This is a genomic window from Rathayibacter rathayi, assembly GCF_004011095.1.
GTDB classification, from domain to species: Bacteria; Actinomycetota; Actinomycetes; order Actinomycetales; family Microbacteriaceae; genus Rathayibacter; species Rathayibacter rathayi.
This window is the reverse complement of the sequence record NZ_CP028129.1, coordinates 2,788,764-2,809,748: the sequence shown is the minus strand read 5'-3', so window position 1 is coordinate 2,809,748 and position 20,985 is coordinate 2,788,764. Positions and strand designations below refer to the sequence as shown.

The following is a 20,985-nucleotide window of genomic DNA, read 5'->3' as shown; positions in this document are numbered from 1 at the left end:
GTTCCGATGCTCTGCTCATGAAGGCGATCCGGCGAGGATGAACAGCCCCGTGATGCGGCCGTCGTCACGAAAAACAAGGCGTGCGGTGCATTCGTCGTGCTCGAAGACGAGTCGTGTATTCGTGACGATCAGCCGTAAAGCCCGGACCGCCTCGGTCCCCGCTCTGCGGTCGAACGTCCCCGCGGCGGAGATGATCTTCGACCACGCCGCCGCCAATCCGTCCGCAGTGACGCTCTCGCGCAGAGCGTCATCGAATTCGTCTACGACGGCCTGCCACTCTCCACTCACGAGGTGATCGATGGCCGTTGCTGCACGCTCGATGACCGCTGGTTCAACCCGTGCTTCCGCGGCGCGCGTCTCGCTCGAGACGTTCGACGCGGCGGGGATGGAGTGGCTGAAGCGTTGAAAGGCCGCCTGTCTGCTGACGCCGAGCACCTCTCCAATCTGCTGCCATGTGATGCCGTCCCGACGCGCGGCGTTGACAGCGGTGGCCAATAGTCGGCTTGCCTGCTCACTGATCGCCTGCGCAGCCGCGACGGTGTCGAGCGGTCGCGCGGTCTCCTGGAGCACCGGAAGCGCGAGTACCTCTCCGACGCTTCGGTAAAGCCGATGCGCCTGCTCTGACACGGTTTCCAGCATGTGTCAACACTACCTTGACGAGTGCGAAGGGTGCCAATCCGCCTGCAGGATTTCAGCGTCTACCAGCTTGTACCTCGTGCGCGGAAGGCCACTTCGCCGTCAGTCCTGCTCACGATCACGGCCAGGGTCGAGCGGATGGCTGCCGCCTCGGCCGCGCTGAGATGGAAGCGACATCGAACTCACGGATCTCGGCAGCGGGAACGATATCGAAAGCTCGCTAGAGCACGGAGCGGAGGTGGAGAGTTCGACGATCATGAGGGGGAGCGCCGGTGAGACGGACGCTTAAGCCCCTCGGCGGGATCCGCGGCTGCGTGCCGTGCGGTTGGCTCAGCGCAGGAGCCAGGCCTCGTTCATGGTGAGCGCCGCATCAATGAGTTCGACGCGCTCCAGTTCTTCGATGTCACCGAGGGGGAACCAGGCGGCGGCGTCCGTGGATCCGTCGACTTCGTGGGTGAGCTCGCCACTCACGACGCGGGCGCGGTATACGATGCGGATGGCGTGCAGCGGACCGGCTTCGGGCTCGCTGCGACGGTGCGCGGGAATGACGTGCGAGTCGACCCCGATGAGCGCCTCGAGTTCAGCGCCGTAGCCCGTCTCCTCGAAGATCTCGCGGACCGCGGCGTCGGCGGGCGACTCGCCCTCATTGATCCCACCGCCCGGCAAAGTCCATGCCGACCACGGGTCTTGGCTCCAGTGTGCGAGCAGCATCCGCTCGCTGTCGATGATCACGCCGTACGCGGCGACCCGGATATCCATCGGAGAAGCGTAACCCGGGCACAGGAAGGAGCCGGACCCGCGCGGGGGTCCGGCTCGTCCGACAGGAACGTCAGGAAGCGGTCGAGGCCGCGTCCTGCGCGGCGCTCTGCGGCTCGTCCTCGGCGACCCACAGCTCGTCGTCGGCACGGAAGGTCTGCCAGACGGCGTAGCCGATGCCTCCGACGGCGACGAGTGCGGCGCCGATCGCGAAGACGGTGCCGACCCTGTTCTTCTTCTTCGGAGGAGTGGTGAGTTCCTGCCAGCGCGCCTTCGAGATTTCGCCGAGCTTCGCGCGGTTCTTCGAGTCCTTCGCGGCCTCGAACGCGGCCGCGGCGGTACCCCCGACAGCAGCGAAAGTCGGGAGGACCCGGTGCTTGTAGGCATCGCGGGCCGACGAGTACGTGCCCTCGACGGCGGAGAGGCCGTTGTCGTAGACAGGCTTCACGCGGGAGTTGTACGTGTCCTTGACCAGCGGCACGACCTCCTTCTTCGCGTACTTGGCCGCGTGACGGCGGCTCTTCTCGAGAACGGAGGCCGCGTGCGACAGCACCTCTTGCTGCTCGCTCCACACCGCCTCAACGTTCTTACGAAGACGCTTGAGGTCCTTCTTGTGCTTACGTGACAGACCCATGTTGGTCCTCCATCGGCTACGAGCAGCGAACTCGTCAATACTGCCACTCATCGATCCGCGTCCGCATCGCGCACCCAGCGCATTGACACCGTGCGTTGTAGGGGCCTACGGACGCGCTGTGCGAGAATCCGAGCATGCCTTTGCACACCGCAGTCGCGACGTTCCACACCAACAAGGGCGACATCGTCGTCAACCTCTACGGGAATCATGCTCCCCAGACGGTCCGCAACTTCGTCGGTCTCGCGACCGGTGACATTGAGTGGACCCACCCCGCCACGGGCGCGAAGACGAAGGAGCCGCTCTACAACGGCACGCTCTTCCACCGCATCATCCCCGACTTCATGCTCCAGGGCGGTGACCCGCTCGGTCAGGGCATCGGCGGCCCGGGCTACCAGTTCGACGACGAGATCAACCCCGAGCTCGACTTCACCCAGCCCTACATCCTCGCGATGGCGAACGCCGGCAAGCAGGCGGGACGCGGCACGAACGGCTCGCAGTTCTTTATCACCGTGGCGCCGACCACCTGGCTCCAGGGCAAGCACACGATCTTCGGTGCGGTCGTCGACGAGGAGTCGAAGAAGCTTGTGCAGGCGCTCTCGGCGGTTCCGACGGACGGCCGTGACAAGCCGCTCGACGATGTCGTGATCGAGACCGTCGAGATCACCGAGGTCTGATCGCCTCGTCCCACATTCGTTCGAGGGCCGGGTCCGTGAGGGCCCGGCCCTTTTTCTCCCCGGAGGCACGTCCGTGACCCAGGTACCGCCGAGTAGCACCTACTCCTGCTATCGCCACCCCGATCGGCAGAGCTTCGTGCGCTGCCAGCGCTGCGGACGCACGATCTGCGGTGAATGCCAGACTCCCGCTCCCGTCGGCGTGATCTGCCCGGACGACATGGCGCAGCAGCGCGCCACCGCCCCGCGCACCCGTGGTCCGCTCGTCTCGCGAGTGCGGGCGATGACCCGGGCCGACCAGCCGACGGTGACCTACGCGATCATCGCGCTCTGCGTCGTGCTGTGGATCGTCGAGATCCTCCCGTATGTCGGCGGACCCGCGGTCAACGCGATGCTCTATGCGCCCGCCTACACGCTGCCCGGTTTCGGGGCCGGCTTCGAGCCGTGGCGGATGCTCACCTCGGTATTCCTACACAGCACGTCGCTCTTCTTCGTCATCCCGTTCCACCTGGTGCTGAACATGTACACGCTGTGGGTCTTCGGCCTGGTGCTCGAGCGAATGCTGGGCCGTGGGCGCTACCTCGCCCTCTTCCTCCTGAGCGGATTCGCCGGCTCGGTCGGTGTGCTCCTGCTCGCAGACCCGTTGACTCCTGTAATCGGTGCATCTGGCGCGATCTTCGGGCTGATGGGCGCGTACCTGGTGATCCTGCGGCATCTGGGCGGTCAAGCCCAGCAGCTGCTGGTCCTGGTCGGACTGAATCTCGTCATCGGCTTCCTGCCGGGAATGAATGTGGCCTGGCAGGCACACGTCGGCGGGCTGGTCGCGGGTGCCCTGATCGGGCTCGTGTTCACGCGCACGCGGCAGCGCACTCAACGGCGCACGCAGAACATGCTCGTCGGGCTGATCGGGGTCGGACTCGTCGCGATCACCGCAGGGGCGTACGTCCTCGGCTGAGTCGGTCGTAACCCGTGGTGGCGGGCTCGGAGGTACTTTCGGCACTTTCGGGCCCGCTGTCTCGTTGTGCGCTGAGTGCTTCTCTCCACTGTTCTTCTCCGTTCTGTCCCCGGCGCCTCTCAACAACTGGGGAGGACGTTATCCACAGAGTTGTTAACACTGGGGACAACGCCTCGAACGTCCTCCCCGGGAGGACGTGACGGGAACAGAGATGCGCTCGATCACCGCAGGACTGGTGCGGATTCCTCCCTTCCGTTGATCGCCAGAGCCCGTCGGCAGTGGGGTGCGCCGTTCTCCACAGGAGATTCCACAGCTGGGGATAGTTACAGCGGTGTAGTTCGACGCTGGACGGCGATGAGCGCTGTCGCGTCCCGTTCGTCATCGCGGCGCACGGAGGTGGCGAAGCCCCCCGCTCGGAACGCGGACGCGCTCGCGGTGGCCTGGTCTGCTCCCACTTCGATCACGACGACGCCCTGGGGCGCCAGCCACGCCTCCGCCTCCTGGGCGATGCGCCGGTGCAGGGCGAGCCCGTCCGGCCCGCCGTCGAGGGTGAGTCGCGGCTCGTGCACGCGGGCTTCGGGCGGCATCAGGGCGATGGAGGCGGTGGGGACATAAGGGGCGTTCACGATCACCACGTCGATCCGTCCTCGCTCCCGTGAGGGGAGGGCGTCGAAGAGATCACCCTCGAAGACGGCAGCCCGCCCCGCCAGTGTGCGGCGAGCGCACCCGACCGCGGTGGGAGAGAGGTCCGCGGCGAGAAGGCGCACGTCGGGGCGCTCCTCGGCGATCGAGCGGGCGAGGGCGCCGGAGCCGCAGCAGAGGTCGAGGACGACGGCGTCGGCCTTCAGGAGCTCGAGGGCGCAGTCGACCAGCCACTCGGTCCGCACCCGGGGCACGAAGACGCCGGGTGCGGCGGGGATGCGCAGACCGCGGAAGGCGACCCAGCCGAGGATCTGCTCGAGGGGCTCACCCGTCTCGCGGCGGCGCAGCAGCAGTTCGAGGGCGGCAGGGGAGTCGGCGACGTCCTCGAGCAGGTCCGCCTCCTCTTCGGCGAAGACGCAGCCGGCGGTGCGCAGCCGCTCCACGGACGACGAACGCCCCGTCGCCGGATGGGACGGGGCGTCGTTCATGACTCGGGAAGGCTCAGCGCCAGCGCGTGGTCATCAGGAAGCCGATGAACGCGATTCCGAAGCCGATCAAGATGTTGAGGTTGCCGAGATCGGGAACCGGCAGCGTGCCCTGGCTTACGTAGAAGACGATGATCCAGGCAAGTCCGAGCAGCATGAAGCCGAACATCACTGGCTTGAACCAGACCGGATTCGGTGCGTTCTCGCCGCTCCGGGCCTCGTCGTGCTCGGGCTTCGGGCTCTTCGTCGCTCGTGCCATGCCGACCACTGTACCGGGCGGAGGCTCTCGGCCGGGAGCGTCGTGGCGCTGTACCGCCTCGCGGACTGGTCGGCCGCGTACTTCGAGGCGTGGGCGTTCCTCCTCAGGGGGGCGATGGGGGATGTTCTCCCCAGCTGGCGAGGGAGCGCCGCTGGCCGCCGCGCCTCGCGCCTAGACTCATCGCATGACCGCCCAGAACCTCGACGGGGCGGCTCTGCGGCCGCGAGGAAAGCGACGGAGGGCCCGCCCGGTCCGACGCCTCTCGTTCTTCGGAGTCGTCGGCGAGCTGCTGATGACCGCCGGCGTCCTGGTGCTGCTCTTCCTCGCCTGGCAGCTCTGGTGGAACGACGCGGTAATCGCCGGTCAGCAGACGACTCAGGCGGCGGAGCTCCGGCAAAGCTGGGGCGACTCCGCTCCTGCGCCGCAGGCGACCGAGGCCGCCCCCACGGAGCCGGTCGTCGCGACGGCCGCCGCTCTCGACAGTTCCTTCGGCAACCTCTACATCCCGCGTTACGGCGAGGGCTGGGTGCGCACGATCGCTGAGGGCGTCGACGCCGAGAACGTGCTCGATGAGGGCAGCATCGGCCATTACCCCGGGACGCAGATGCCCGGCCAGGCCGGCAACTTCGCCCTGGCCGCCCACCGCAGTGCCTACGGCGGCGGGATGCACCTCATCGACGAACTCCAGCTCGGCGATCCGATCTACATCGAGACGGCGGACGGCTGGTACACCTACCGCTTCCGCAACCTCGAATACGTGCAGCCCTCGGACGTACAGGTGATCGACCCGGTCCCGTGGACGCCCGGCGCGGCCGCGACCGACCGCTTGATCACCTTGACGAGCTGCAATCCCCTCTATTCGACGGCCGAGCGGATCATCGCCTACGGCGTCTTCGATTCGTTCCAGCCGCGCTCCGCCGGGGCTCCCGCCGAGATCGCCGCCTCGCTGGCGCAGGAGGGTTGATCGTGTACGCAGCGCTGTGGCGCCTCCTGCCCGGGCCCTGGTGGGTCCGGCTCCTGACCGTTCTCGTCCTCCTCGCGGCCGTGCTGGTCGCGCTTGACGAATGGGTGTTCCCGTGGATGCAGTCGCTGGTGCTCGACCGGAACGTGACCGTTGGATCGTGAGCGTCGGTGCGACACCGCGGATTCTGGTCGTCGACCACCACGACAGCTTCGTCTTCACGCTGGTCGCCTACCTTCGCGAGTTCGGGGCGGAGGTCGACGTGGTCGAGGGTGACGAGCTGGGAGTAGACGCGCTGCTCGCTCGAGCGGAGGACGGGGACGGCGTGCTGGTCTCGCCAGGCCCCGGCCGGCCGGAAGACGCGCCCGCTTCGGCGGTGCTCGTGCATCGCTGTGTCGAGTCGTCGCGGCCACTGCTCGGGGTGTGTCTGGGCCACCAGGTGCTCGCGTATGCTGTGGGCGCGCGGGTGGTGGCGGCGCCGGAGCTGCTGCACGGGCGGACCTCGGAGGTCCTGCACGACGGTGACCCGCTCTTCGACGGCTTGCCGTCCGGATTCGCGGCGATGCGGTACCACTCGCTCGCGGTCGATCGCGGGACCTTGCCCAGGCAGCTGCGGGTGACGGCGACAACGGCGGAGGGAGTGGTGATGGCGATTCGGCACCGGTCGGCCCCGCTGGTCGGGGTGCAGTTCCACCCGGAGTCGGTGCTCACCGAGGGCGGGCGTCGTCTGATGCAGAACTGGTTGCGAGAAGTGGTAGCGGTCGGCCGCTTCTGATCGGCGGGCGATGCGTGCGGTTTGTATCCCTCGAACGGCACCGATTTTGAACCCCTCCTCTCCATGTCAGCGACCGGCGGATGGCTGGATTGCAGGGCGAGCCAGCGGCCGGAGCGAAAGCCCCGGGCGCACTCTTGTCCACCCCCTTGCACGTCCCCCCCCGATTAGGTGGCGTGATTTGACGGGACCGCGGCGGAGGCTGCAGTCCCTTTCCCTGCATAATCAAAGGGGGCCGGCAGGGGGTCGGTGCCACAGAAGACAAGTCCGGGGGTCACATGGTTACGTCGATTTCTTGGGAATTCTCCGGAATTCGTGAACTCGAAAATCTTGGCCCACGGATTGTCGTGAAGCCGGGAACCGTTCCGAGCATCACTGGCTCGGGCTTCGGCACCGATGATCTGAGCGTCGTGCTGATGACGGTCTCGCCCCTCCGCGTCCTCCGCGGAACCTGGTCGACCGACGACACTTCCTTCCTCACCTTCACCTTTCTGATCGACGGCTTCGTCCGGGTGGTCACGCCGGACCGCACCGTGCTGCTGCGCCCGGGCTCGATCTCGTACCAGCAGGGGACGACGACGTTTACAACCGAGTCGACCACCCCGGCCACGCTGCTCCAGCTCTCCCTCCGGGCCGATGAGATGCGTCGGTACGGTTTCGACACCTCGGCCTCTGTCTACACGCTCGACCCGGACGCCCGGTCCACTCGCGCTGCCTATGCCTTCACGACCGCTTTCGCTCTCGCGGCGGAGTCGGGGACGGGTCTGCCCGGCGAGAGCGAGGTCGCCGGATTCGCGCACGTCGTGATGCAGCTCCTCACGAGCGCGTTCCTGGCGGCGGCCAGCGCACAGCCCGGCACCACGAGTGTGCGCGCGGCGACCCTCGGCCGTGCGCGCACGGTCATTGATCGTACGCACCGAACCCCGCGCTGCACTCCCGAAGCGGTGGCCGATGCGGTCAACGTGTCGACTCGCTCCCTCCAGCGGCTCTTTGAGGACGCGGGCACGACGGTCGCGAGTGAGATCGAGCGCTCGAGGGTCGCCAGCGCGGTCGAGCTGCTGCGCCGCCGTCCGCGCGAAGTACCACTTGAGGTGATCGCTGCGGCCTCCGGTTTCTCCTCGGCTGACCATCTGCGCCGAGCGCTCAAGCGCCGTGAGGGGCTGACCCCGAGCGACATCCGCGGCCGGATCAGCCGATCCGTGGACGAGTCGGCGTCCGGCACGGTGGTGCGACTTCAGCCTCCGCTCGTCGACGCTCGCCGGGCGTAGCGGCGGTCCGACACCGCGCGGCGCTCAGCCCGCGCAGTAGCCGAGCCGGACGGTCGATCCCTGCGGGACATCTCCCGGGACCAGCGACTGTGTGGTCACCGGCGGGTTCGCGCGGCCGGCCCCCGAGCAGGTCTCATCAGGGATTTCGATGCCAATTAATTGCAGCTGATCGGAGGCGAGGGTCGCGAGGGCCTCGCTCAACTTCTTCCCGACGAGGTCGGGCAGAGTGACCTGCCCGGTGGAGACGGTGAGGTCGATCGCCGTGCCTGGCACGACTTGCTGGCCGGCTCCGGGAGAGGCCGAGAGGACGATGTCGCTCGCGATGGTCGGCGAGTTCTGGCGAGTCTGGGATCCCTCGACGAAGCCGACGGCGCTCAGCGCGTTGATCGCCTCGGTGAGCGGCTGACCGACGGTGTCGGGTACGGCGACAGGCTGAGGGCCCTGCGAGACGACGATGCGGATGACCGTCTCGGGCGCGACGATCGTGCCTGAGCCCGGATCCGTACGAATGACCTCGCCCTCCGGGACGGTGGAGCTGTATTCGGCGACCTGACTCGGCACGAGGTCCAGCTCCGTCAGTGTCGATTGAGCGCTGTCGTAGGTGGTGTGGCTGAGGCTCGGCACCTCACGCGACTGCGAGGGCAGCGTCGACGCGGGCTGAAGGGTCAGCACCCAGATCACCAGCGCGGCGACGATCACGGCGAGGACGACGATGGAGGACCAGATCCACAGCACCGGGGGACGGCGCTGCGTGCGGACGATCGAGTTGTCCTCGGCGAGCTGGCGCAGGGCGAACTCGGAGTCGTTCACTCCGCCCTGGCTGCGGGTCCCGAAGAGTGAGGTGGTGAGTTCGTCGATCGGGCGGTGCTCGGGCAGGCGGCCGGCCGCGGCGTCGCGCAGGTCGTCGCGGAACTCGGCCGCCCCCTGGAACCGCTGGTAGCGGTCCTTCGACAGGGCACGGGCGACGACAGCATCGAGGGACGGCGTGACGGCGGGATTAATCGAACTCGGCGCCGGCGGCGTCTCGCTGACGTGCTGGTAGGCGACCGCCACGGGCGTGTCGCCCCGAAAGGGCGCGCGTCCGGTGAGCAGCTCGAAGAGCACGATGCCGGCGGAGTAGAGGTCGCTGCGGGCGTCGACCTGCTCGCCTTTCGCCTGCTCGGGGGAGAAGTAGGCGGCGGTGCCGAGGATGGCCGTGGTCTGCGCGACGGTCGCCGCGGAGTCGGAGACGGCACGAGCGATGCCGAAGTCCATCACTTTCACCTGGCCCGACGGGGTCAGCATGATGTTGCCCGGCTTGATGTCGCGGTGCACGACACCTGCGCGGTGCGAGTACTCGAGGGCGGTGAGAATGCCCTCCGCGATGCGGACGGCCTCATCGACGTCGAGGGGGCCCTCGGCGATGAGATCCTTGAGCAGGCGACCCTCGATGTGCTCCATGACAATGAAGGGCCGACGCGACTCGCTGCCGGTGACGTCGACGGTGACCTCTTCGCCGGCATCGAAGACGCGGACGATCGTGGGGTGCGACATGCGCGACGCGGACTGTGCCTCCTGACGGAACCGCAGGCGGAAGGCGGAGTCGGAGGAGAGGGAGAGCTTCAGCTCTTTAATGGCGACGGTGCGCCCGAGCCGGGTGTCCGTGCCGAGATACACCTCGGACATCCCGCCGCGGCCGAGACGGGGCCCGACCTGGTACCGTCCCGCGATCAGGCGTCCCTCATCCGTCACGCGCACGCTCCCGCCCTGTACTTCCGTGTGGTGCGGCCCCGAGGAGCCACGCCAAGTGTACCTATGGGCTCCTGGTGTTCCGGGCGGGCGCCCTCTGCTACCTCGTTGGTGACGGTGTGCTCGTCGTCGCGGCCGGTGTCGGGGTGTCGGTGGGCGCGGGCTGGTCGACGGTGACGGAGAGGGTGGGTGACGCGAGCGACTCCGATCCTCCGCAGGTGACCGTATAGGTGACGGCGATCGTTCCGGCGGAGGGTCCGGCCTGAATCTTCGCTGTCGTCCCCTCGGTGCTGACCACGCTGGCACCCTGGCCCGAGGCGGTCGCCGTGTACTTCGTCACGGTGGTGCCGCTCGGGCACTGGTTGTAGTTGCTCCAGCTGACGGTGAACGTGGCTCCGGCCTGCACGCTCGATGCGGCCGGGGTGAGCGTGGGCACGGCGGTCGGAGCGTTCGGCTTCGCAACCTCGGTGTAGACGGAGACCTCGATGGTCGTGCCCCTGACCACGTTCGCGGTGGGGTTCACGTCCTCGACGAGTCCGACCTGATCGGCGGTGGGGGCGCTCGGCCCGTCGGCGCGCCGCACACCCATGCCCAGCGCGTCGAGTGCGGTCTCGACCTCGTCGAACGGTCGCCCGATGTAGTCGTTCTTGTCGATGACGACCGTGGTGGACGTCGGGGTCGTCGAGGGCGTCGGGGTCGCCGACGGTGTCGGGGACGGGGCCGTGCTGACCGAAGCCGACGGGCTCGGCTTCGATCCAGAGGCGCCGCCGCCGGTGGTCAGCGCGAAGATCGTGCCGGCGATGACGACGGCGAGGATCACGATGAGCGCGACCAGCGGCCAGGTCCAGGGGCTGCGCTTGCGGGGTTCCTCGGCCGGAACCGCGGGCTCCTCCACCGGGAGGAAGGGTGCGGCGGCTGCCGCGACACCAGAGGGCAGGACCGTGGTCGCCTGCGTCGCCCCCTGATTCGAGGGGAGGACCGTGGTGGCCTGCGTGGCCGGGAGATCGCTGAGGACCGCGGGGACGGCGAGGGCCGCTCCGCGCACGTCGCCGGAGCGCAGCGCCTGAGCCGCCCGCGCGAGGTGGGCGGCGGTGGCCGGGCGGTCGGCGGGCTTCTTGGCGATGCAGGAGTAGACGAGGTTTCGCACCGGCTCGGCGACCGTGACCGGCAGCTCGGGCGGAGTGTCGTTGATCTGCGCCATAGCGATCGCGACCTGCGACTCGCCGGTGAAGGGCCGGCGCCCGGCCAGGCACTCGTACGCCACGATGCCCAGTGAGTAGATGTCGGTCGCGGGAGAGGCGGGCTGGCCGCTCGCCTGCTCCGGGGACAGGTACTGGACCGTGCCCATGACCTGGCCGGTCGCCGTCAGCGGGACCTGGTCAGCGATCCGGGCGATACCGAAGTCGGTGATCTTGACGCGGCCGTCCGGAGTGATGAGCAGATTGCCCGGCTTCACGTCGCGGTGCACGAGACCCGCGGCGTGGGCGGCGTGCAGGGCGAGCGCGGTCTGCGCGACGATGTCGAGGACCTTGTCGGTCGAGAGCACGCGCTCGCGCTCGAGGACGGTCGAGAGCGCCTCGCCGGGGACGAGTTCCATGACCAGGTAGGCCGAGCCGTCCTCCTCGCCGTAGTCGTACACGTTGGCGATTCCCTCGTGGTTGACCAGCGCCGCGTGGCGGGCCTCGGCGCGGAAGCGCTCGAGGAAGCCGGGGTCGCCGAGGTACTCGTCCTTCAGGATCTTGATCGCGATGGTGCGGCCGATGACCAGATCGGTCGCCTGCCACACCTCTCCCATGCCGCCGATGGCGATCCGGGACTGCAATTCGTAGCGTCCCCCAAAGGTGAGGCCTGTCGTGGGTCTCATTTGTTCAGCACCGCCTCTAGTACCTGTTGTCCGATGGGTGCGGCGATCAGATTGCCGTACCCGGTCTGGCCGAGCCCTCCACCGTTCTCCACGAGCACGGTGATGGCGTACTGCGGGTCGTTCGCAGGCGCGAAGCCGGTGAACCAGAGGGTGTACGGGTCGTTTGCGCCGTTCTCGGCGGTGCCGGTCTTACCGGCCACAGTGACGCCCCCTATTGTTGCATTCGTCGCCGCGCCGCCCTGGACGCTGGCGACCATCATCGCCTTGATGGCGTCCGCGGTCTGGGTGCTCACCACCCGGCCGAGCGACTTCTCCTGGAACTTCTGCAGAACACTGAGGTCCTGCGAGCGGATCGAGTCGACGAGGTTCGGCTGCATCAGCTCGCCCCCGTTGGCGATCGCCGCCGAGACCATCGCGATCTGCAGCGGCGTCGCCTTGACCTCGAACTGACCGAAGGCGGTCAGGGCGGTCTGCGCGTCATCCGTCTTCGCGGGATACACGCTGGCCTCGACGGACATGGGGATCTCCAATCCGGCGTCGAAGCCGAACTTCTCGGCCTGGGAACGGATCGCGTCGGCGCCCAGCTGCACGCCCATCTCGGCCATCGGGACGTTGCACGAGAGCGAGACGGCGGTGGCCAGCGTGACCGTGTCGCCGGAGCCGCAGAGACCGCCTCCAGAGTTGATGACCTGCGAGGAGGAGCCGGGCAGCGTAAACGACTCGACGTTGGGGAAGCTCGAGTCGGCGGTGAAGCGGCCGGACTCGAGGGCGGCCGAGGCCACGACGAGCTTGAAGACGGAGCCGGGTGGGTTGAGCGAGCCGCCGATCGCACGGTTCACGAGGGGCTCGGAGGAGTCGTCGTTCAGCGCCCGGTAGGCGGCGAGGACATCGTCGGTGTCGTGGGAGGTCAGCGCGGTGGGATCGAAGGTGGGCTTTGAGACCATCGCGAGGATGCGGCCGGTGGCCGGCTCCGTCACGACCACGGCTCCGGTGTGGTCGCCGAGCGCATCAAAGGCGGCCTGCTGAGCGACCGCGTCGATGGAGAGCTCGACGGAGGCGCCCTTGGGGCCCTGACCTGAGACGAGATTGTTCACCTTGTCGAAGAACTGCGAGTCGGAGGTGCCCGAGAGGTAGTCGTTCAACGATCGTTCGATGCCCGTCGTGCCCTGGTCGAGCGTGAAGTAGCCGGTTACGGCGGAGTAGAGCGGACCGTTCGCGTACTGCCGCTGGAACTTGTAGCGGTCGTCCGAGGGCGTCGAGGAGGCGATCGGCTGACCACCCACCAGGATCGCGCCACGCTCGGTCCTGAATCTCTCATTGATGGTCCGCGTATTGCGACGGTCCTCCTCGAGGGAGTCGGCCCCGATCACCTGGATGGTGGTGGTGGACACGAAGAGGGCCACGAACATCGTCAGCACGACGAGGCTCACCCGTTTAAGTTCTCGGTTCATGGACGGATCACACCACCAGACGAGGCTGACTGCGGACTGTGTCAGACAACCGCAGCAGCACGGCGACGATCATCCAGTTGGCTACGAGGGAGGAGCCGCCGGCAGCCAGGAACGGCGTGGTCAGACCGGTCAAGGGGATCACGCGGGTGACGCCTCCGATGACGATGAAGCACTGCAGAGCGATCACGAAGGAGAGGCCGACTCCCAGGAGTCGCCCGAAGTCGTCCTGCCCGGCGAAGCCGATGCGGAACCCCCGCGAGACCAGAAGGAGGTAGAGGCCGAAGATCGCGAAGAGCCCGGCGAGGCCCAGCTCCTCGCCGAGGCTCGCGATGATGTAGTCGGACTGCGGGACGGGCGTGATCCCCGGCATTCCCTGGCCGAGGCCGGTGCCGATCAGGCCGCCGTGCGCGAGGCCGAACAAACCCTGCACCAGCTGATAGCTGCCGCCCGGATCCGCCCCGTAGCGCTCGGCACTGAAGGGCTCGAGCCAGTTTGCGAAGCGGTTACCGACATAGCTGAGCATCTGGCTCGCCAGGAGTGCGCCGCCAAGGAACAGGCCGACACCGATCAGGACCCAGCTGGTGCGGCCGGTCGCCACGTACAGCATCACCAGGAACAGGCCGAAGTAGAGCAGCGCCGTGCCCAGGTCGCGCTGGAAGACGATGACGCCCATCGTGACGGCCCAGACCACCAGGATCGGGCCGAGGTCCCGCAGGCGCGGGAAGCGCATCCCGAGGACGGTGCGGCCCACCATCGAGAGGGAGTCGCGGTTGCGCACGAGATAGCCGGCGAAGAAGACGGCGAGAGCGATCTTGGCGATCTCACCGGGCTGAAAGCTCGCGACGTCGCCGATGCCGATCCAGACCCGCGCTCCGCTGACTTCGCGGCCGATGAACGGGAGGAGTGGCAGAAGGAGCAGCACGACCGCCGCGAGTCCGGCGACGTAGGTGTAGCGGAACAGCACGCGATGGTTGCGGATCACCAGCAGGACCACGATGGCGGCGACGACCGCGAGACCGCTCCAGAAGAGCTGCCGCACGGCGACCGAGTCCCAGCCGATGACTCCGTCGGCGATGTCGATCCGGTAGATCTCGGCGACGCCCAGGCCGTTCAGGACCGTCGCGATGGGCAGCAGGAACGGATCAGCGGCCGGGGCGGCGAAGCGCAGCACCACATGGACGGCCAGCACGAGCGCCGAAAGGCCGGCGCCGAGCGAGACGAGGGTGGTGTCGATCGCGCCGAGCGCGCCGAGCTGCACGAGGATGATCGCGCCGGCGTCGATGACGCAGGCGAAGACCAGCAGGAGCAGCTCGAGATTGCGCAGTTTCTGGCGGAAGAAGCCCTCTCGCTCGGAGGCGGGGCGGGCGGTGGCCGTGGCGGCGTCCGTCATGGTGCTCCGTTCGCGTCCGTGAGGCGCTCGACGATGTCGACCGCGGCGTCGTAGGAATCGGCACTAATCGTCTGCTCCAACTGCTCGACGTCGTAGGCGCGGAGGGAGCTGAGTGGGATGCCCGTGTCCTCCTTCACCTCCGAGAGCGAGAACGGGCCGACCGACTGCTGGATGCCCTGGTAGATGATCACCGTGTTGCCGTCGGTGCCGACGTAGAAGCGCGACTGCGTCCAGTCGTAGGCGAACAGGATCCCGAGAAAGCCGATGATGAGCACGAGGGAGAGGCCGACGAGCCAGGTGACGCGGCGGCGCAGGTGCCGGCGGCGGTCCTCCTCGATCAGCTCGTCGAGGTAGTCCTCGGACGCGGGCTCGAAGTGTGTGGGGCCCTGAGCGGCCGGTGCGCGGGTGTGCAGGCGGAGGCCGGGAATCCGGACGCGGTTCTGCGAGTCGTCGGTGGTGAGCGGAGTGGACGAGGCGGCGGAGCCGACGATCACCGGCTCCGGGCTGGGTGCGAGGATCTGCGCGGTGTCGCCCGCCCCGGGGATGTCGAGGATGACGACCGTGACGTTATCGGGCGCGCCGTGCGCGAGGCTGTCGCGGATCAGACGATCGGCCACCTGCTGCGCGGTCTCCTCGCGGCTGAGCTCCTTGAGGATCTCGTCGTGCGGGACGACGCCGGAGAGGCCGTCCGAGCAGATCAGCCAGCGGTCGTGCGGCTCGGTCTCGAGCGTCAGCGTGTCGATCTCGGGGTTGGTGTGCACGTCGCCGAGCACCCGCATCAGGACGGAGCGGCGCGGATGCGTCATCGCCTCCTCCTCCGTGATGCGGCCGGAGTCGACCAGGCGCTGCACGAAGGTGTGGTCGGTCGTGACCTGCTCGAGTCGGCCGTCGCGGAGGACGTAGATGCGCGAGTCGCCGATGTGCGCGATCGCCACCGACTCGCCGACCCGGGCGATCGCGCTGACGGTGGTGCCCATGCCGGTGAGTTCGGGATGATCGACCACGGCGTCGGCCAGCAGGGTGTTCGCGGCGAGCAGCGTGCGCTTGAGTTCGTCCTCGGCCTCGTACGTGGAGGCGTAGGCGCGGTCCGCCTCCGCGATGCGCTTGATGGCGATGGAGGAGGCGACGTCTCCGCCGGCGTGTCCGCCCATCCCGTCCGCGACGACGAAGAGCTGTCGGCCCGCATAGCCGGAGTCCTGGTTGTTGGAGCGGATCCGGCCGACGTGCGAGACGGCGGCGCTCTCGCGCACCGCGCCGTGGCCGGAGCCGCTCTCCGGAGTGGGGGCCACGCGCTACGACCGCCGCAGTTCGAAGGTGGTGGTGCCGACCTTGACGGGTGTGTTCAGCGGCACCTTGGTGGGCGCGCCGACGCGCCGGCCGTCGAGGAAGGTGCCGTTGGTCGAGTCGAGGTCTTGGATCATCCACTCGTCGTTCCACAGGAGCAGCCGCGCGTGGTGGGTCGAGGTGTAGTCGTCGCGGATGACGAGCGTGGACTCGGCGGAGCGGCCGATGGTCAGCGGGTCGCCGGTCAGCTCGAGCTCGGTCCCGCGCTTGGGGCCCGAGGTGATGACGAGGCGCTGGGCCGTGTGCACCGTTGCAGGGCCTCCCTGCTCGGCGCCGGAGCGCTCGACGGCCGTCTCGCGGATCCTCCGAGCGGACGGAGCGGCGGGCTGGGCGGGAGCGGCGACAACCGGCTGGGCGGCCGTGACGAACGGAGCCTCTGGCGCGGCCTGTGCGCCGGCCGGCAGCTTGCGCACGCGCTGACCGAACAGGTCGGAGCGCAGCGCATAGACGATGCCGAACACGAAGAACCACAGCAGCGCGAGGAACGCGATGCGCAGGAGGAACAGAGTGAGCTCGCTCATAGCTGGTCGTCCCAGAACCCTTCGGAGCTGCGTCCGGCTGCTCTGCCGGACGACGGGCGGTCGGCGCGCGCGGGCGCTGAACCCTGCACGACGCGGTACACGATCGAGGTGCGCCCGATCGTGATGGTCTGCTCGGGAGCGAGCGGAGCCTGCGTGACGGGTCGGCCGTCGAGCCTGGATCCGTTCGTGGAGCCGAGGTCGTGCACCTGGGCGCGCGAGCCGTCCCAGAGGATCTCGACGTGCTTGCGCGAGGTGCCGGAGTCGTCCACGGTGATATCGGCGTCGCTCCCGCGCCCGATGACGGTGCGCGCCTTCGTGATCGGGTGGCGGTGGCCGTCGATGTCGAGGACGGGCGTGTAGGCGACGGTGCCCTTGACGCTGCGGGAGTCGACCTCGACCATGCCGTCGCTGAGCGCCGCATCGACGGCGAGCGAGATGTCGATCGGGCCCGGGAAGCGGTAGCCCTGCTTCGTGGCGTGCTCGGTGGCGACGGTGGTGAGTTCGTCGATCAACGTGGCGCCGATGCGCTGCATCCGGTCGAGGTCGGTCGCGGACATCCTCAGGACGAGGCTGTTGGGCACGAGGATACGTTCCCGGCTGACGACCGCGGCGGTGGTGTCGAGCTCTCGGCGGAGGGCGGAGGCGAGTTCGACCGGCTGCAAACCCGACTTGAAGGTCCGCGCGAATGCGCCGTTGACGACGCGCTCGAGCCCCTTCTCGAAGTTGTCCAGTATGCCCACAGTCTTCCGATCTTCCGGTTCTACACCTTCTCGGCGGTCGCGCACGGATCGAGATGTCTGCGCGCCCGTCGCCGCTTCCTCTTCTTGGTCTGCGCCGCGCACGGCTACGGGCATGTTACTGGGACGGTCTGAATGCGCGATCCTCCGCGGTGGTTTCGCGGGCGGAGGGCGGGGCGGGGGTGGCGCCGGGCTCGTGGGGCCGGGCTCGTGGGGCGGGCTCGGCTCGCGGGAATCGGGGAGTTCTGCGAGCCGACGCGGGTTCTGCGAGCCGAAGATGGTGGGGTGGGGTTGTTCGGCCCGGGGTCGGGGGATGCTACGATTTCTCGTCGGCGCTTCGGTGCCGATTGGTGAGCGCGAGTGGCGGAATAGGCAGACGCGCACGGTTCAGGTCCGTGTGCCCGAAAGGGCGTGGGGGTTCAACTCCCCCCTCGCGCACCAGAGTTCGAGAGAACCAGACGAAGCCCCCGATCGGATGTCCGGTCGGGGGCTTCGTCGTTTCCAGGGGCGACCGAGGGCGAGGAGCCGTCCCGAGAAGCGGGCCGGCCGAGCGAGAAAACTGGCGGCCCCTTCGGTGCCGGATATCGGGTGCCGCCCGCTCCGCCTGGTTGAATCGGCTGACCCTGAGAGAGGGCGCGACCGTCCGCGCGCCGTAGATGGCGTGCGCCCCGATGAGACGGGTAGCATGACAATCCACCGACATTCTGAGGACAGGATGCGCGTTCACGACGCCTCTTCCTCAGCCCGAGGAGGAGAAGCCATGCCGACGCAGGACTCAGTGCGGACCAGCGCGCATGTCGATGCGCTCGAGATCAGTCCGGACGATGTCATCAGGCAGTTGACCGATGTGCTCAGCAAGCCTGTGGTCGCCTTCATCTTCGGGAAGGACGAGCGGACGATCACCCGCTGGATCGAGAATCCCGAGCTGCGCCTGAAGCCCGAGGACGACCGCCGGGCCCGCAACACGTATCAGGTTTACGCTCTTCTGGCGCCGTCCGAGGGGTCGCACACCGTGCGCGCGTGGTTCATGGGAATGAATCCGCAGCTCGAGGACGAGGCACCGGCGGAGGGGCTCGCGGAGGGCCGCTACCGGGAAGTCATGGCGGCCGCTCGCGCCTACGTGAACGGTGGCTGACCCGCGCGTCGTCCGGAGCCCCGACGTCCTCTGGCGGGTTGGACGCACATCGGACCCTGCCAGCTTCGCCTCACTTGATGCGTCGACCTCTCTTGCCGGCAACCGCTTCGACGTCCCAGGCGGCTCCGTCCTGTACGCGGCGACGGAGCCGAGCGGGGATTCCGACGACGACGAGGCCGCCGGACGCGTTCGCGAAACCCGCCGAAGGTGTGTGATTTGCCGGGGATCCGCGCGTGGGAGCGCTCTCCTCCGCTTGACGAGGTGCGAGAGGCGCGGATTCCCTGCAGATCGGACATTTGGGGCGTCGGAGGTGGCCTGGCGGTGGGCAGGGGTGTGTGTGATCTGCGGGGCGTGTGCGGAATGCAGGGGCGTGTGCGGAATGCAGGAACGTGTGTGGAGTGCAGGACATCGACGCGGCGGGGGAGCGATCCCCACCGTCCGGGCCGGAGGTGTTCGTCAGCGTCGGGTGAGTTGCACCACATCGTGCGGGTGGTGCGCTTCTCGTAGTCGAGGAAGCCGGTGGAGGCGGTGGTGAAGCGCTCCCAGCCGGCGTCGCGCTCGTCGCCGGTGAGGACGCGGGCGTGGACGTCGACGGTGCCGTCGTCGGCGGTTTCGATCGCGAGGTCGGGGGGTCTTCTCGTTTCCGTGCCCTCGTGCTGTCGGAACGACAGCCTGCGCGGGCGCTCTGGTCAGTCGTTCGGGAAATCGAGCCGGTCGTCCGTGTCGGCCTCGGGCACCGTTCGATGGTGGCGAATTCTCGCAGGGAATGCCGTTCCCGGTCCATAGGTCACGGTCGGCCCGCGCTCCGGCCCAGGGGATTTGACCAGAAGGTCGCGCTTGATGAGATCGGCGATGAGGCGGGACGTCGTGTGAGAGTCCACGTCCAGGAGGACGCGAACCATCCGCGCATTGATGCTCCCGGTCTCGCGGAGTAGCTCGATCACCTTTCGGTCCAGCTGATCGGCGGTCCGCCGCCGATAAGTGACGGCGGCTCCGAGAGCGGCGAGCGGCCCCTCTCGCAGTCGGTAACGCGGCAAAGTCTTTCTTAGAGAGTCACGCGTCGGTTCGAGCAGAGGAACGCGTTCGGAGCTCAACCGCTCGAGGACCGACTGTGCTTCCGAGGTCCCCGACTTCTGCAGGATCGGGACGAGCTGCTGCGCGGTGATCGTCCGCTGTGTGAGAAGGGTGAGAAGGATCGTCATGGTGTCCGCGTCCTCGGTCTCCTCGGGTGGCAGGGTCGCGACGAAACGGGTGAGCGAGGAGTTCGGCGCTCCCCCGATGAGCGTCACCCGAACATGATCGCCCTCGGACAGGAACGAGGGCGGTTGGTGCCCGAGTCGCGCCATCTCGGCGTACATCTTGTCGACGCCGGAGCCGGCGGTCTCGGCATAGCCGAGGGCTCGTAGTGCGCCGGCGAGCTGGCCGTTCCGAGGGCGAGAAGACGTGGTCAGGACGTTGTCGGCGCGTACTCCGTTCACAAATCCACCCGGTGATGTGACGACGAGCTGGGTCTGCGTGTGCTCGATCGTGACCCTGCCACTGCTGCGGTAATCGCGGTGCATCGCAGCATTGACGACGACCTCGCGGATGGCGGCTTCGGGCAGATCGGAGACATGGAGCTGCTGGCCTTTGCCGATGGAGACCGGTGTCGTGTCGATTCGTGCGCTGATGAGCTGGAAGAGCTGCTCCAGGAGAAGTACTAGGGGCCCCGTCAGCTGCTCGTTCGCCGTCACTGTTCCGGTCGGCGTCCGACGGTGAACGTAGGAGAACGCCGCTGTGTGCTCATACTGATCGGTGACGAGGACGGCTCCGGCGTTCGTGAGTCGGCCGTTGTCGGTGACGACTCCGAGGCCACGTAGAACGTCGATCTCCTGGGGCTGCTGCGCGAGTCGACGACTCGATGGTGATGCGGCGCGCTCAAGGAGTCGTCGAACGGCTGCGATCGCGACGGGATCGACTGCGGAGGCCTTCGTTTCGGACGCGGACGCTGACCAGTCATGACCTCTTCGCTCAGCGACGACGGAGGCGATGCGATCAGTCGACATCGGCGAGCAGGATTCACCGACGCGCTCGGTGGGAATGCGACTCTTCACACTGTGCACGGTGACGCTCGCAGGCACGTCGACCACGACGAGGCTGACGCCCCGATGCTGCCGGGCGACGACGTCCACGAGGAGATTCGGCTCGGTGAGTTCGTAGATCCGCGAGCGCGTCCGCTCGGGATCCAGGCGCGAACCGACGATCGCCTCCGGCCCTGCCACGCGGTCGTGGACTCCGACGACGACGAGGCCACCGGACGCGTTCGCGAAACACGCCGTCGCCTCCGCAATGTTCATGACGTCGCCGTCAGCGGATCGTCCGTCCTGCTTGAAGTCGAGGTTCTGGTTCTCGAGTGCGTGCGCCGTCGCTCCCGCTTCGAGGCGACGCAGTGCGTCATCGAGCAGGCGTGATGATGTTTCTCGCATGTTTTCACTCCCCCTGACAGTGAAGGGCTTGGTAAAACTAGCGCGAAACGTGTCTCAGAAGAAGCCGCGGACGCGGTGGACGCGCGATGCAGGGGTAGGCGGCGCGGATTCCCGACTCGCGCCATGTGCAGGGAGGTGTGTGATTTGCCGGGGATCCGCGTGTGGGAGCGCTCTCCTCCGCTTGACGAGGTGCGAGAGGCGCGGATTCCCTGCAGATCGGACATTTGGGGCGTCGGAGGTGGCCTGGCGGTGGGCAGGGGTGTGTGTGATCTGCGGGGGCGTGTGCGGAATGCAGGGGCGTGTGCGGAATG

At 68.0% G+C, this 20,985-nt stretch carries 20 protein-coding genes and 1 tRNA gene; 8 read left to right on the top strand and 13 right to left on the bottom strand.

The window, feature by feature from the left end:
• Positions 1-15: 15 nt before the first annotated feature.
• The 3 genes from C1O28_RS13530 to C1O28_RS13520 all read right to left on the bottom strand — a co-directional run bounded on the left by C1O28_RS13530 (position 16) and on the right by C1O28_RS13520 (position 2,026).
• Positions 16-639 carry a DUF3887 domain-containing protein gene (locus C1O28_RS13530; protein ID WP_097167730.1) on the bottom strand — a complete coding sequence of 208 codons (624 nt, stop codon included), beginning with the start codon at positions 637-639 and terminating at the stop codon, positions 16-18.
• A 327-nt stretch (positions 640-966) separates the two neighbouring features.
• On the bottom strand, positions 967-1,395 hold the full coding sequence (locus tag C1O28_RS13525; RefSeq protein ID WP_097167731.1) for an NUDIX hydrolase: 429 nt from the start codon (positions 1,393-1,395) through the stop codon (positions 967-969).
• Positions 1,396-1,465: 70 nt separating this feature from the next.
• Positions 1,466-2,026, bottom strand: coding sequence for a hypothetical protein (locus tag C1O28_RS13520; protein WP_097167732.1), 561 nt, complete (start codon positions 2,024-2,026; stop codon positions 1,466-1,468).
• Positions 2,027-2,160: 134 nt separating this feature from the next.
• Between C1O28_RS13520 and C1O28_RS13515 the strand changes: the two genes are divergently transcribed.
• Both C1O28_RS13515 and C1O28_RS13510 read left to right on the top strand, forming a co-directional pair.
• The gene (locus C1O28_RS13515) at positions 2,161-2,700 is read left to right on the top strand and encodes a peptidylprolyl isomerase (protein WP_097167733.1); all 540 of its coding nucleotides are present in this window, start codon (positions 2,161-2,163) and stop codon (positions 2,698-2,700) included.
• A gap of 73 nt (positions 2,701-2,773) precedes the next feature.
• Complete coding sequence (locus C1O28_RS13510) at positions 2,774-3,652, top strand: rhomboid family intramembrane serine protease (protein WP_097167734.1); 879 nt, start codon at positions 2,774-2,776, stop codon at positions 3,650-3,652.
• Between the two features lie 323 nt (positions 3,653-3,975).
• Here the strand turns inward: C1O28_RS13510 and C1O28_RS13505 are convergent, their stop codons facing one another.
• Entirely contained in the window at positions 3,976-4,782 is an 807-nt protein-coding gene (locus tag C1O28_RS13505) for a putative protein N(5)-glutamine methyltransferase (protein ID WP_097167735.1), read from the bottom strand.
• Between the two features lie 13 nt (positions 4,783-4,795).
• Positions 4,796-5,038 carry a cell division protein CrgA gene (locus tag C1O28_RS13500; protein ID WP_097167769.1) on the bottom strand — a complete coding sequence of 81 codons (243 nt, stop codon included), beginning with the start codon at positions 5,036-5,038 and terminating at the stop codon, positions 4,796-4,798.
• A gap of 184 nt (positions 5,039-5,222) precedes the next feature.
• Here C1O28_RS13500 and C1O28_RS13495 point away from each other — a divergent pair, with 184 nt between their 5' ends.
• The 4 genes from C1O28_RS13495 (at position 5,223) to C1O28_RS13485 (ending at position 8,039) form a co-directional block, all read left to right on the top strand.
• On the top strand, positions 5,223-6,002 hold the full coding sequence (locus C1O28_RS13495) for a class E sortase (protein ID WP_097167736.1): 780 nt from the start codon (positions 5,223-5,225) through the stop codon (positions 6,000-6,002).
• Positions 6,003-6,004: 2 nt separating this feature from the next.
• Positions 6,005-6,163: a hypothetical protein gene (locus tag C1O28_RS15265; protein WP_164861124.1), complete on the top strand. Its 159-nt coding sequence runs from the start codon at positions 6,005-6,007 to the stop codon at positions 6,161-6,163.
• Positions 6,160-6,774 carry an anthranilate synthase component II gene (locus tag C1O28_RS13490; RefSeq protein ID WP_243392104.1) on the top strand — a complete coding sequence of 205 codons (615 nt, stop codon included), beginning with the start codon at positions 6,160-6,162 and terminating at the stop codon, positions 6,772-6,774. Before C1O28_RS15265 ends, C1O28_RS13490 begins: the two co-directional genes overlap by 4 nt.
• 344 nt (positions 6,775-7,118) lie before the next feature.
• Entirely contained in the window at positions 7,119-8,039 is a 921-nt protein-coding gene (locus C1O28_RS13485; RefSeq protein ID WP_160487588.1) for a helix-turn-helix domain-containing protein, read from the top strand.
• A 24-nt stretch (positions 8,040-8,063) separates the two neighbouring features.
• On the opposite strand, the gene pknB is transcribed toward C1O28_RS13485, so the two are convergent.
• From pknB to C1O28_RS13450, 7 genes are all read right to left on the bottom strand, one after another.
• On the bottom strand, positions 8,064-9,770 hold the full coding sequence (pknB, locus tag C1O28_RS13480) for a Stk1 family PASTA domain-containing Ser/Thr kinase (protein ID WP_097167771.1): 1,707 nt from the start codon (positions 9,768-9,770) through the stop codon (positions 8,064-8,066).
• Positions 9,771-9,867: 97 nt separating this feature from the next.
• Positions 9,868-11,631 (bottom strand): protein kinase domain-containing protein, encoded by a 1,764-nt coding sequence (locus C1O28_RS13475; RefSeq protein ID WP_097167738.1) that lies wholly within the window; start codon positions 11,629-11,631, stop codon positions 9,868-9,870.
• Positions 11,628-13,082 carry a peptidoglycan D,D-transpeptidase FtsI family protein gene (locus C1O28_RS13470; protein WP_097167739.1) on the bottom strand — a complete coding sequence of 485 codons (1,455 nt, stop codon included), beginning with the start codon at positions 13,080-13,082 and terminating at the stop codon, positions 11,628-11,630. Before C1O28_RS13470 ends, C1O28_RS13475 begins: the two co-directional genes overlap by 4 nt.
• Before the next feature lie 7 nt (positions 13,083-13,089).
• Complete coding sequence (locus C1O28_RS13465) at positions 13,090-14,472, bottom strand: FtsW/RodA/SpoVE family cell cycle protein (RefSeq protein WP_097167740.1); 1,383 nt, start codon at positions 14,470-14,472, stop codon at positions 13,090-13,092.
• Positions 14,469-15,761, bottom strand: a complete 1,293-nt coding sequence (locus C1O28_RS13460) for a Stp1/IreP family PP2C-type Ser/Thr phosphatase (RefSeq protein ID WP_243392105.1) — start codon at positions 15,759-15,761, stop codon at positions 14,469-14,471. The genes C1O28_RS13465 and C1O28_RS13460 overlap by 4 nt, the downstream gene beginning before the upstream one ends.
• A 3-nt stretch (positions 15,762-15,764) precedes the next feature.
• Complete coding sequence (locus tag C1O28_RS13455) at positions 15,765-16,337, bottom strand: FHA domain-containing protein FhaB/FipA (RefSeq protein WP_097167741.1); 573 nt, start codon at positions 16,335-16,337, stop codon at positions 15,765-15,767.
• Positions 16,334-17,077 carry an FhaA domain-containing protein gene (locus C1O28_RS13450; RefSeq protein ID WP_097167742.1) on the bottom strand — a complete coding sequence of 248 codons (744 nt, stop codon included), beginning with the start codon at positions 17,075-17,077 and terminating at the stop codon, positions 16,334-16,336. Before C1O28_RS13450 ends, C1O28_RS13455 begins: the two co-directional genes overlap by 4 nt.
• Positions 17,078-17,428: 351 nt before the next feature.
• Here C1O28_RS13450 and C1O28_RS13445 point away from each other — a divergent pair.
• Together C1O28_RS13445 and C1O28_RS13440 are read left to right on the top strand one after the other, a co-directional pair.
• Positions 17,429-17,515 (top strand) — tRNA-Leu (locus C1O28_RS13445).
• Positions 17,516-17,834: 319 nt separating this feature from the next.
• Positions 17,835-18,209 (top strand): hypothetical protein, encoded by a 375-nt coding sequence (locus tag C1O28_RS13440; RefSeq protein ID WP_097167743.1) that lies wholly within the window; start codon positions 17,835-17,837, stop codon positions 18,207-18,209.
• Positions 18,210-18,898: 689 nt separating this feature from the next.
• Here the strand turns inward: C1O28_RS13440 and C1O28_RS13435 are convergent.
• The gene (locus C1O28_RS13435; protein ID WP_097167744.1) at positions 18,899-20,674 is read right to left on the bottom strand and encodes an ATP-binding protein; all 1,776 of its coding nucleotides are present in this window, start codon (positions 20,672-20,674) and stop codon (positions 18,899-18,901) included.
• Positions 20,675-20,985 lie beyond the last annotated feature (311 nt).

Coding starts and splice junctions, on each gene's coding strand:
- C1O28_RS13530 (WP_097167730.1), bottom strand. CDS start 639: ATGCTGGAAACCGTGTCAGAGCAGGCGCATCGGCTTTACCGAAGCGTC.
- C1O28_RS13525 (WP_097167731.1), bottom strand. CDS start 1,395: ATGGATATCCGGGTCGCCGCGTACGGCGTGATCATCGACAGCGAGCGG.
- C1O28_RS13520 (WP_097167732.1), bottom strand. CDS start 2,026: ATGGGTCTGTCACGTAAGCACAAGAAGGACCTCAAGCGTCTTCGTAAG.
- C1O28_RS13515 (WP_097167733.1), top strand. CDS start 2,161: ATGCCTTTGCACACCGCAGTCGCGACGTTCCACACCAACAAGGGCGAC.
- C1O28_RS13505 (WP_097167735.1), bottom strand. CDS start 4,782: ATGAACGACGCCCCGTCCCATCCGGCGACGGGGCGTTCGTCGTCCGTG.
- C1O28_RS13500 (WP_097167769.1), bottom strand. CDS start 5,038: ATGGCACGAGCGACGAAGAGCCCGAAGCCCGAGCACGACGAGGCCCGG.
- C1O28_RS13495 (WP_097167736.1), top strand. CDS start 5,223: ATGACCGCCCAGAACCTCGACGGGGCGGCTCTGCGGCCGCGAGGAAAG.
- C1O28_RS13475 (WP_097167738.1), bottom strand. CDS start 11,631: ATGAGACCCACGACAGGCCTCACCTTTGGGGGACGCTACGAATTGCAG.
- C1O28_RS13470 (WP_097167739.1), bottom strand. CDS start 13,082: ATGAACCGAGAACTTAAACGGGTGAGCCTCGTCGTGCTGACGATGTTC.
- C1O28_RS13465 (WP_097167740.1), bottom strand. CDS start 14,472: ATGACGGACGCCGCCACGGCCACCGCCCGCCCCGCCTCCGAGCGAGAG.
- C1O28_RS13455 (WP_097167741.1), bottom strand. CDS start 16,337: ATGAGCGAGCTCACTCTGTTCCTCCTGCGCATCGCGTTCCTCGCGCTG.
- C1O28_RS13440 (WP_097167743.1), top strand. CDS start 17,835: ATGCCGACGCAGGACTCAGTGCGGACCAGCGCGCATGTCGATGCGCTC.
- C1O28_RS13435 (WP_097167744.1), bottom strand. CDS start 20,674: ATGCGAGAAACATCATCACGCCTGCTCGATGACGCACTGCGTCGCCTC.